Annotated in this window: 14 protein-coding genes; 2 read left to right on the top strand and 12 right to left on the bottom strand. The window is 67.5% G+C overall.

Annotated elements, in window-relative coordinates:
- From AC3ENO_RS14840 to AC3ENO_RS14820, 5 genes are all read right to left on the bottom strand, one after another.
- A partial coding sequence (locus tag AC3ENO_RS14840) for a hypothetical protein (protein WP_045245690.1) occupies positions 1-392 on the bottom strand: 392 nt, incomplete at its 3' end.
- A gap of 13 nt (positions 393-405) precedes the next feature.
- The gene (locus tag AC3ENO_RS14835) at positions 406-615 is read right to left on the bottom strand and encodes a type II toxin-antitoxin system HicA family toxin (RefSeq protein WP_045245688.1); all 210 of its coding nucleotides are present in this window, start codon (positions 613-615) and stop codon (positions 406-408) included.
- A gap of 9 nt (positions 616-624) precedes the next feature.
- Complete coding sequence (locus AC3ENO_RS14830) at positions 625-1,299, bottom strand: hypothetical protein (RefSeq protein WP_434971343.1); 675 nt, start codon at positions 1,297-1,299, stop codon at positions 625-627.
- Positions 1,299-1,565: a glutaredoxin domain-containing protein gene (locus AC3ENO_RS14825; protein ID WP_045245687.1), complete on the bottom strand. Its 267-nt coding sequence runs from the start codon at positions 1,563-1,565 to the stop codon at positions 1,299-1,301. Before AC3ENO_RS14825 ends, AC3ENO_RS14830 begins: the two co-directional genes overlap by 1 nt.
- A gap of 44 nt (positions 1,566-1,609) precedes the next feature.
- Positions 1,610-2,453, bottom strand: a protein-coding gene (locus AC3ENO_RS14820) for an IS5 family transposase (protein ID WP_241186004.1) whose coding sequence is annotated in 2 segments (ribosomal slippage) — positions 1,610-2,146 and positions 2,148-2,453 — 843 coding nt in all. Because the reading frame shifts where the segments join, the coding sequence is not laid out codon by codon here.
- A 169-nt stretch (positions 2,454-2,622) separates the two neighbouring features.
- Here AC3ENO_RS14820 and AC3ENO_RS14815 point away from each other — a divergent pair.
- On the top strand, positions 2,623-3,204 hold the full coding sequence (locus tag AC3ENO_RS14815; RefSeq protein ID WP_005052801.1) for an ABC transporter permease: 582 nt from the start codon (positions 2,623-2,625) through the stop codon (positions 3,202-3,204).
- 22 nt (positions 3,205-3,226) lie between these two features.
- On the opposite strand, the gene AC3ENO_RS14810 is transcribed toward AC3ENO_RS14815, so the two are convergent.
- The 6 genes from AC3ENO_RS14810 to AC3ENO_RS14785 all read right to left on the bottom strand — a co-directional run bounded on the left by AC3ENO_RS14810 (position 3,227) and on the right by AC3ENO_RS14785 (position 8,057).
- Positions 3,227-4,393 carry an amidohydrolase family protein gene (locus tag AC3ENO_RS14810; RefSeq protein WP_434971342.1) on the bottom strand — a complete coding sequence of 389 codons (1,167 nt, stop codon included), beginning with the start codon at positions 4,391-4,393 and terminating at the stop codon, positions 3,227-3,229.
- A 54-nt stretch (positions 4,394-4,447) separates the two neighbouring features.
- Entirely contained in the window at positions 4,448-5,353 is a 906-nt protein-coding gene (locus AC3ENO_RS14805) for a phosphodiesterase (protein WP_005052799.1), read from the bottom strand.
- A gap of 18 nt (positions 5,354-5,371) precedes the next feature.
- Complete coding sequence (locus AC3ENO_RS14800) at positions 5,372-6,202, bottom strand: tyrosine-protein phosphatase (RefSeq protein WP_005052798.1); 831 nt, start codon at positions 6,200-6,202, stop codon at positions 5,372-5,374.
- Positions 6,199-7,032 carry an extracellular solute-binding protein gene (locus AC3ENO_RS14795; RefSeq protein ID WP_005052797.1) on the bottom strand — a complete coding sequence of 278 codons (834 nt, stop codon included), beginning with the start codon at positions 7,030-7,032 and terminating at the stop codon, positions 6,199-6,201. Before AC3ENO_RS14795 ends, AC3ENO_RS14800 begins: the two co-directional genes overlap by 4 nt.
- Positions 7,033-7,134: 102 nt before the next feature.
- The gene (locus tag AC3ENO_RS14790) at positions 7,135-7,725 is read right to left on the bottom strand and encodes an SIS domain-containing protein (RefSeq protein WP_005052796.1); all 591 of its coding nucleotides are present in this window, start codon (positions 7,723-7,725) and stop codon (positions 7,135-7,137) included.
- Positions 7,641-8,057 (bottom strand): MurR/RpiR family transcriptional regulator, encoded by a 417-nt coding sequence (locus tag AC3ENO_RS14785; protein ID WP_165801295.1) that lies wholly within the window; start codon positions 8,055-8,057, stop codon positions 7,641-7,643. The genes AC3ENO_RS14790 and AC3ENO_RS14785 overlap by 85 nt, the downstream gene beginning before the upstream one ends.
- A 117-nt stretch (positions 8,058-8,174) precedes the next feature.
- Here AC3ENO_RS14785 and AC3ENO_RS14780 point away from each other — a divergent pair, with 117 nt between their 5' ends.
- Positions 8,175-8,525 carry a hypothetical protein gene (locus tag AC3ENO_RS14780; RefSeq protein ID WP_005052795.1) on the top strand — a complete coding sequence of 117 codons (351 nt, stop codon included), beginning with the start codon at positions 8,175-8,177 and terminating at the stop codon, positions 8,523-8,525.
- A gap of 116 nt (positions 8,526-8,641) precedes the next feature.
- Here the strand turns inward: AC3ENO_RS14780 and AC3ENO_RS14775 are convergent, their stop codons facing one another.
- A complete protein-coding gene (locus AC3ENO_RS14775) occupies positions 8,642-8,851 on the bottom strand; it encodes a hypothetical protein (protein ID WP_045245741.1) in 210 nt (69 codons plus the stop codon).
- Positions 8,852-8,899: the final 48 nt, after the last annotated feature.

The raw sequence follows: 8,899 nt of genomic DNA, 5'->3' as shown, positions 1-8,899 counted from the left end.
GCGGAGGCCTTCGCCTTGGCTTTCTCGATCTGATAAACCCGCTGCTTGCTGATCCCGAGTACGCGGCCGACGTCGGGGGCGGAGTACTTCTCGTTCCTGAGCGCGGTTACCACGGCGCGGCGACGCTCCGCGGCGCGGGCCTGAGCCCGACGCGCCTCAGCTTCGTCCTTCTCCGCCTGTGCCCACTCGTCGAGCAGCTGCTTAGGGGCGCGCACGTCGACGGTGACGGCCACCTCGGCGGGGTCGACGTTGAGCCACATCGCAGCGACACCCTGGGCCTCGCGATCTACCTCGTCGAGAGAGGCTGCCTGCCCTCCGGTGCCGAGTTCGGGGATCTCGAACACCCACCAACGGCCTTCGCGCTCGACGCTGACGGCGAATGTCTGTGTCATCGCGTCCTCCCTCTCACTTCCAGGCCTGGGGGAGTGTCGCCCCGGCCCTCTCGATCTGTCGCAGCACGCCCGCTGAGACTTCCTTGTGCCCTGCCGGGATCGAGGCTTTCTGCGACTCGTCGGGCAGGCCCCATAGTTCGTGGCTACCCTGACCATCGCGCAGATAGACCCAGCCGATGCTCTTCAGGTGCTTCAGCACGTCTCGCGTTCGCTGTGCTTTCATGAGTCTAGTCTAGACCCCCCTTGCCCGCAAGTCAAGGGGGGTCTTGCCTTTTCGGTATTGTTCTTCGGTTTCAAACTCGGTGCCACACAGGCCGCAAAGGATCGGGCCCGCGTCGATCACGGCGTTGGATGCGCGGATCTTGCGGCTGCAGCTGCACACGGCCGTGCGGCCGTTGTTGCTCTTGGTCTTGCCCTCCGCGTCAGGCGATTCGCTTCGACGGTAGGCGGTGATCGCCGCCGTGAGCTGCGCAACCTCGGCCGCGTACGTCTCGGCGGTTCCCGTGGGCACGGTGGTGACTGACCATCCGATGCGGGGATCTTTCTCGAGCGTCAGACCGAAGCTCTCTGCGATGCTCCGAAAAGCTGCGTTGTGGTAGCGGCCCTGTCTGCTGGTGTCTTTGATTCCTCGCGTGTTCGCGGCGCCGTGGGCGGCTTCGTGCAGAAGTGTGCCGAGCACGTCCACGCCGCCGCGTGAGAGTCCTTCACCGCCGATGAACAACTCGTGCACCACCTCGTCACCACGCACCCACCGATCGGGGGCGAAGTGGCCGAGATTCACGCCCTTGACCGTGCGACCGGACGCGAGGGTAACGACGACCTCCGGCACGTCGCTGTGGCGCTGCTGAATCGCGGCCCAGGTGCGTTCGATCGCTGCGACCAGGGGAGCGGAGGTGCCCTCGCCCATCACACGGCCTCCGATGCGATCGCATCGATGAGGTCCGGGCGAAACCCTGTCCAGGGCGCCATGCCGGGAACTTGGACCACCGGAAGCTGCGTCGAGCCTCCCGCCTGCGCCACTCGCCGCGCCGTCGCCGCCGCGTCGAGGTCTGCGTCGACGTCAACGGACTCGAACGCGATTCCCCGCTCGGTGAGCGCTCGGCACGTTGCCCTGCACTGCACGCATCCCTCTCGGCCGAACACTTGCACCTCGCCGGCTTCTGTCGCACTCATCGTCCCTGCCCCTTCCCCCTCACGTTCTTTTGCCGTGAAGGCGACTAGGGCGTGTCTCTTAAAGCCTTGAGCCAGATGGTGATGGCGCGTAGGACGACGCCGCCGCGATAGGTCAGGGCGAGTTTGTCGTAGCGGGTGGCCAAGGCGCGCCATTGCTTGAAGATGTTGAATCCGCGCTCGACGACGTTGCGGCGCTTGTAGGCCTCGGTGTCGTAGGTGACCGGGCGACCACCCTTGGCGCCGCGGCGCTTGCGGTTGGCGATCTGATCATCGCGTTCGGGGATGACGGCCTGGATGCCGCGCCGGCGCAACAGCTTGCGGTTGGCCCGGGAAGAGTAAGCCTTGTCACCCAGCGCCCGGTCGGGCCTGGTGCGTGGCCGGCCCCCACCCAGGCGCGGTACCCGCAGGGCGTTCATCACGTGCTCGAACATCGGGGAGTCCCCGCCCTGCCCGGGCCCGAGCAGCATCACCAGCGGCCGCATGTTCCCGTCGCACAGGTGGTGGATCTTCGTCGACAGGCCGCCGCGGGAGCGGCCGATGGCGTGATCAGGCGGCTCGATGCGCAGATTCGTGTAATTCGTCAGGTCCCCCTGTGTCCCGGGGCAGGTTGGTGGCGTGCTGATGGGCGCGGTTGATCGTGGAGTCCACCGAGACTTCCCAGTCGATCAGCCCGGCGGCGTCGGCATGGGCCAGCAGGACGCTGTGGATCTTGTCCCACGTCCCATCACCGCTGAAGCGGCGGTGCCGCTTCCACACCGTCTGCCACGGCCCGAAGCACCCGGGTAAGTCCCGCCACGCGATCCCGGTCCGGTAGCGATAGATGATGCCCTCCACCACGGTGCGATGATCGGCGAACGGCCGACCACGACGCCCCTGCGAGGACGGCATCAACGGAGCAATCAGCTCCCACTGCGCATCAGTCAGCAACTCCGTTCGAGACACACACCGAGCGTTCCAGCGACCAGCCCAAACCTTTGGGAGACACGCCCTAGTCGCTTTCCAGGAGAACTGGCTCTTCGCGCGGATGGCGAGCGACGTCTTGCCGAGTCTTTCCAGGATGATGATCGGGTTCATCGGCGCTGTGGTCATCGGCGTGGTCGTGGGGTTCGTTCTCGGTCAGGCGCACCGCCTCCAGGCGATGTTCGCACCCGTGCTCGAGTTCCTGCGCGCGATCCCTGCGGTCGCGTTGATTCCCCTCGTCATCATCGTGCTGGGCCTCGACGACACCGCGAAGGTGATTCTGATCACCTTCATCTGCCTCTGGCCCGTGCTCCTCAATACCGAAGCTGCAATCAGAGGAATGGACCCCGGACTGCGCGAGACCGCCCGGGTGTACGGCATCCACTGGTTCCGCTACGAGTTGCAGGTCGCACTTCCCGCGGCAGCTCCGCAGATCTTTGCCGGAATGCGCACGAGTCTTTCGCTCGCGCTCATCATGGTCGTCGTGAGCGAGATGATGGCGGGAGGCAACGGGATCGGCGTCTTCGTTCTTCAGTCGCAGAGGTCGTTCGCGATCACGGACATGTGGTCGGGCATCGTGCTCATCGGGATCTTCGGGTACGTGTTCAACCTGCTGCTCATCGTCGTCGAGAACCGGGTGCTCGCGTGGCACCACGGCGCGAACACCGCCGTGGAGTGACACCGCGGTCGAGAGGACGCCCTCACACCTCGATGCCGCCGCACCACACACGCAGAACGCGACGCGCGGCAGCGATGTCGGTGAGCGGATCGCCGTCCACCAGCACGAGGTCGGCTCGCAATCCGGGGGTGATCGCCCCCCGATCGTCGAGTGAGAACGCGTGCGCGGCCGTCGAGGTGGCAGCGCGCAGCGCTTCGGCTGTTGACAGGCCGGCGTCCACGAGCAGAGCGAGTTCGTCGTGCATGCTCTCGCCGTATGGCGGCATTGCCCGTTCGAGGAGCCCGATGTAGGCGTCTTCGTCGTGCATGCTCTCGCCGTATGGCGGCGATGCCCGTGTGAAGGACCCGATGTTGGCGTCGGTGCCGGCCAGGACCGGAACGCCCGCGGCATGCATCGCGCGCGTGCTCTCGTGGGCGTGTGCATAGCTCACACCGGGAACGCCCGCTGCGGTGAGATTCGCGGCGACGCCTTTCATCGTCGTCAAGGTCGGGATGAACACCGTGCCCTGGGCGAGCATCGTCTCAGCCGTCGCATCGTCGAGCGCGCGGTCGAGTGGAGCATGGGTGATCATGTCGGCCCCCGCAGCGAGGCTCATACGCACAGCTTCGTACAGGGCTGCGTGCGCGATGACCTTGAGCCCCCGCGCGTGCGCAGCAGCCACGAGTGCATCGAGCACGTCCTGGGTGGGACCGGGCAGATCGGCGATGATCTTGATGTAATCCACCCCGTCTGCCACCTGCACCTCGACGAACCGCTCCGCCTTGTCGGGGGAATCGACCAGCGCGACGTCCGGATAGGTCGGAATGCGGCTGTGCGTGCTGCCCTGAGATGTCGCCGCCATGCCGGCGGTGCGGAAGTCAGCGACTCCCCTCAGTCCCCGCAACGACTGGAACTGTGATGCGGGCCATGTCGCCATGTCCAGGCCGGTGGTGACACCGTACGTGGCGAGCGTCTCGAGGGACTCGCGCCCCTTCAGGTGCATGTGACAGTCGATCAGGCCAGGAAGGAGCACCGTACCTTCCGCGTTGACGACAGCGGCACCGACGACGACCGCATCCGCTGATCCGTCACCGATGCGCCCGTCGGGCTGGACGACGACCGTCGTGGGGGCGCTCAGACTGTGTCCGTCGAAGACCCTGGTGTTCGTGATCGCGGTCGCAGAGACTGCGCCGAGCGTGGAATCCGTCATGAACTGCTCCGTTCGAGGAGATGTAGATACGAGACATTATTGTTCACGGGCTGACTACTCTCCCGCCGACGCGTTGACGGCGGCGAGCTGCTCGTCGGGGGTCATGTTCATGAACGCCTCGAGCATCTCGGGAGTCATCTCGTAGACGGTCGGGAACTGCCCGATCGGCACGACGGAGTGCAGCACCCGGTCGCCGTAGACGTGCACGAGGTTGTAGGACTGGCCGCCGTCCTGGCCGCGGGCACCGGGGTAGGCGACGGCGAGGTCCTGCGTGTAGCAGGTCGCCGACGCGACCGACACGGGCACGCCCGCGAACGTGCTGGTGGTCGAGTAGTGCAGGTGACCGCCCAGGATGCCGCGCACGTCGGTGCCCCGGATGACCTCGGCGAGGCGCTCCTGGTCGCGCAGCTCGACCAGGGCGATGAGCCCGATCGGGCTCGGCACGGGCGGGTGGTGCAGCGCGATGAGGGTGCCGTCGGGCGCGGGGACTTCGAGCTCGCGGCGCAGCCACGCCAACTGCTCGTCGCTGATCTCGCCGTGGTGCTGCCCGGGCACCGTCGAGTCGAGCGCGATGATGCGCAGACCGTTGACGTCGTAGACGCGGTCGACGGGCTCGGACTGGTCGGCCTCCTCGTCGAGCAGGCCGCGGCGGAACGCGACGCGCTCGTCGTGATTGCCCATCACCCAGATCACCTGGGCACCGAGCTTCTCGGCGGCGGGCTCGACGATGGCCCGCAGGCGCTCGTAGGCGTCGGGGCGGCCGGTGTCGGCGAGGTCGCCGGTGAACACGATCGCTTCGGGGCGGGCGTTGGCCTTGGTGAAGCCGTCGAACAGCTCTGCGAGGTTCTTGTCACTGTCGATGCGCTCGTGCAGCAGGTCGCCGTCGCCCACGAAGTGGGTGTCAGAGACATGCAGGATGAAGTGCTCGGGAGCGGGATGCTGGCTCGCGATGTGCGACATGGTGTGTGTTCCTTCCGATCAGACCGCGGTGGCGGCGGGGTCGATGATCACGGCGGTGAGACGCTCGAGCTCGGTGGGGGTGAGTCCGTGGGCGAGGAGGTAGGCGCTGATCGACCCGTGCTCGCGGTCGATGCGCTCGAGCAGCGCCTCGAGCACCTCGGCGGGGCTCTCGGTGATGAGTTCGACCATTCCCGCGGTCAGTTCGATGCCGCGCTGTTCGAAGACGGCGGTCATCGCGTCTGACCACTCGCCGCGCAGGTTCTCGGCGGTGGCGGCGTAGTCGGCCACGACGTCGTCGCGGTCGACCCCGGCGGCGGCGAGCGCGAAGGCCACGACGAGACCGGTGCGGTCTTTGCCGGCGGTGCAGTGCACGAGCACCGCGTCGTCGTCGTCAGCCGCGATGATCACCCGGATCGCGTCGACCAGCTGCGCCCCGCGCTCGTCGACGATGTGGTCGTAGACGGGCACGAGTCCGACGTGCGTGGTGGCCTGCGCGGCCGGGTCGGCGTCGTCGAACACGGGCAGGTGGTGCACGGTGACCTCGAGCCCGTCGACCGCGCTCGGCGCTGTGGCGCGCTCGTCGCCGCCGCGCAGGTCGATGATGTGGGCGACGCCGATCTCGGCCAGCCGGTCGCGACCGGTCGCGTCGATGCGGTGCAGAGCATCTGACCGCAGCAGCTTGCCCCACCGGCTGGTGCCGCCGGCTGCACGGTAGCCGCCGGTGTCGCGCAGGTTGTAGAGGCCGGCCACGGCGTGGCGACGCTCACGAGGCGCCGCGGTCGCGGCATCCGGCGACGAAGCGGCCGCGGCATCCGTCGCCGAAGGCGTCAGGTCGAGGTCGATGGTCATTCGATCAGCCCCTGCGCGCGCTCGGCGGCCTCGGTCATAGTGGCGGCCGGGTCGGCGCCGTAGAAGACCGCGTCTTCGATGGCGGTGGCGAGCACCTGGTCGACCTGGGCGTAGCTGTCGCCGGGGTACGACACCCACGGCTCGAGCGCGTCGAGCTGCTCGAGGTTGGGCTTCACGAGCGGGTTGGCTTCGACCCAGTCATAGAGCGGTCCGCCCTCGTCGGCCATGCTGCTGCGCAGCGGTAGGTACCCGATCTGGGTCGAGATGATCTCGTAGGCGCGGGGGCTGGTCATGAACTGCATGAGCTCCCACGCGGCGGCCTGCTTGGCGGGGTCGGTGGCGAACATCGCGAGGAACGAGCCCGAGTTGGTGGGCACGACCGCCTGGTCTCCGAACGCGGGCAGGGTGTGAGCGTCGAGGGTCCAGCCACCGGCCTCGGCGCCCATCATGAACGCGCCCTGCAGGGCCGAGCTGTTGACGTGGATCGCGGTCTTCCCCTGCGCGAACGCCTCGTACTGGCTGGTGAAGTCCTCGTTGGTGAGCACGCCGTCCTCGTACATCTCGGTGAAGGTCGCGACCGTATCGATCGCGGCGTCCGAGCCGAACTCGATCGTCGTGCGGTCATCGCTCAGCACCTGGGCGCCGTTCGAGAGGAAGAGGCCCTGCATGCACCAGCTGCCGCCGGTGATCACGCACGACGCGCTCATCGAGGGGGCACCGGTGGACTCGGTGATCTGCGCGGCGGCGTCTTCGATGATCAGGTCGATATCACTGACGGCGGCGGTGCTCTTGAAGGAGCGACCGACACCAGAGAGCTGGATCGTTCCCATGAGTCGCCTTCTGCAAGCGACCTGACGAACCGGGGCCTTCCCGCGAAATCCGCTTGCAGAGCTATTGCAATCGAGGAAAGTGAATTTCCTGCAAACGGAGTGTCAACGCCCATCGCCGTGGTCGATAACGTCTGGCACGTCGGATGCCTCGGCGTCGGAGCCGTCGTCGGCGACGATGTCGAGCACCTCTTCGCGCACCGCGAGGCGCGCGCGGTCGGCGGCGTCGCTCATGCGGTCGGCGACGGCGATCTGCAGGGCGTTGAGCACGAGCAGCTGTACGAGCCCGCTGCCGAGAATGCCTTGATCCCACGCCTGGAAGCGCGCACCGGCGACGAGCAGGTGGTCGGCGCGGGTGGTGAGCGGGGTACGGGCGAAGCTCGTGACCCCGATCACGGTGGCGCCGGCGTCGACGGCGGCGTCCGCAACCGCGAGGGTCACCGAGTTGGCGCCACTCGAGCTGACGATGAGGCACACATCACCGGGGGCGAGCACGCGGGCGGTGAGGTGGGCGACCACGCCGTCAGCGGGCGCTTCGCAGGGCCGGCCGTTGACGGCGAACGCGACGGCCGACGCCTGGGCGGCGGCGTGCGAGGCGCCGGTGCCCGAGATCAGCAGGCGCGGCGCGCGGGCGATGGCGTCGGCAGCGGCGTCGAACGCGACCGGGTCGATCGAGGCGAGCGCGGTCTGCAGCATCCCACCCGCCCCTCGGCCAGCCACCGCAGAAAGCCCTCGGTGCCGGCGGGTGCGTCGGGCGCGGCGGTGGCGTCGGCGGCGAGGTCACGCACGAGCAGCATGCGCAGGTGCTGAAAGCTGCGCAGCCCCAGCGCCTGGGCGGTGCGGCTGACGGTGGCCGGCGACGTGTTGGCGGCTTCGGCGAGGTCGGCGCCCGACATGTCGACCACGTCGTGGGGTCGCTCGGCGCAGATGCGGGCGACGCGCTGCGCGCTCGGTACGAGCGACGGCAGGATCGAGAGGATGTGGTCGATGGTTCCGCCGAGCGGCGGCTCGTTGAGGGGCGAGTTCATGTAGCCGGTGATCACCTTTCGGGTTCGCCGCACATCGTATGGGCGCAATGCGACCACGACCCCAACCATAGGTGAACGCAGCGTTCATCGCCTCCGCTATCCGCGAAAGGCAATTTCATGACCTCCCTGCGTCCGCTCGAGCTCCCGAACAGTGCCATGCCCGCAAGGAAGTCGGCCAAGGGTGACTCGACCGAAGACGCCCACCTCGAGCGCCGCGATGGCGCCTACGATGACCGTCCGTGCGAGCCAGAGCCACGTGATCTGTCGATCCCGGCGGTCAAGCGCTCGAACGTTCCGCACGTCGATGTTCCGCTGGCGGGGGCGCCGGGGCAGCAGACACCGGTAACCAACGACGCGAAGAAGCCTGCCACGACGATGACGCCCGCAGCGCGGAACCAGAGGGCGGGGGCGACGCGCGAAACTGATCCTGCTCATGGCCCGATCAGACCGATGGCCACTCAGACGTGAAAGGGGAGACATCGCGCCCGGGCCGAACCGTCGCACGCTGACGTCCCCTCACCGCGCAGTGCCCGCAAGGGGATGGTAGATGGGCGAGCAGTTCTGGGACTCTGGTCGACGATTCTTCAGCTCGCCTGTGGAAGTCCCTGGGACAACGCCTGTCGGATTCTCCAAACAGGAAAACCGCTGAGCTGCGCAATCAAGTCCACATCGAACTCGTGCTCGAAGTAGGCCACCCGCACCGCCCGGATGCGCGACGGATTGTCACCGAAAGCCAGTGTGAACTCGGTGGCGTAGCGCTCCCAGACGCTGAACTCATACCCCGGTGCCGTCACGATGCATTCACCTCATCCCGGGTGCAACTCTCAGGAGTGGTCGCGGTG

Source organism: Microbacterium sp. bgisy207 (assembly GCF_057706855.1).
Note: the sequence above shows the minus strand (reverse complement) of the source record. Positions and strands in the feature narration are given on the sequence as shown.

What these genes read in the sequence shown, in the direction of transcription:
- AC3ENO_RS14800 (WP_005052798.1), bottom strand. Translation starts at nt 6,202, where the DNA reads ATGACCATCGACCTCGACCTGACGCCTTCGGCGACGGATGCCGCGGCC.
- AC3ENO_RS14830 (WP_434971343.1), bottom strand. Translation starts at nt 1,299, where the DNA reads ATGGGCGAGGGCACCTCCGCTCCCCTGGTCGCAGCGATCGAACGCACC.
- AC3ENO_RS14785 (WP_165801295.1), bottom strand. Translation starts at nt 8,057, where the DNA reads ATGAACTCGCCCCTCAACGAGCCGCCGCTCGGCGGAACCATCGACCAC.
- AC3ENO_RS14795 (WP_005052797.1), bottom strand. Translation starts at nt 7,032, where the DNA reads ATGGGAACGATCCAGCTCTCTGGTGTCGGTCGCTCCTTCAAGAGCACC.
- AC3ENO_RS14835 (WP_045245688.1), bottom strand. Translation starts at nt 615, where the DNA reads ATGAAAGCACAGCGAACGCGAGACGTGCTGAAGCACCTGAAGAGCATC.
- AC3ENO_RS14790 (WP_005052796.1), bottom strand. Translation starts at nt 7,725, where the DNA reads ATGCTGCAGACCGCGCTCGCCTCGATCGACCCGGTCGCGTTCGACGCC.
- AC3ENO_RS14815 (WP_005052801.1), top strand. Translation starts at nt 2,623, where the DNA reads ATGATGATCGGGTTCATCGGCGCTGTGGTCATCGGCGTGGTCGTGGGG.
- AC3ENO_RS14805 (WP_005052799.1), bottom strand. Translation starts at nt 5,353, where the DNA reads ATGTCGCACATCGCGAGCCAGCATCCCGCTCCCGAGCACTTCATCCTG.
- AC3ENO_RS14825 (WP_045245687.1), bottom strand. Translation starts at nt 1,565, where the DNA reads ATGAGTGCGACAGAAGCCGGCGAGGTGCAAGTGTTCGGCCGAGAGGGA.
- AC3ENO_RS14810 (WP_434971342.1), bottom strand. Translation starts at nt 4,393, where the DNA reads ATGACGGATTCCACGCTCGGCGCAGTCTCTGCGACCGCGATCACGAAC.
- AC3ENO_RS14780 (WP_005052795.1), top strand. Translation starts at nt 8,175, where the DNA reads ATGACCTCCCTGCGTCCGCTCGAGCTCCCGAACAGTGCCATGCCCGCA.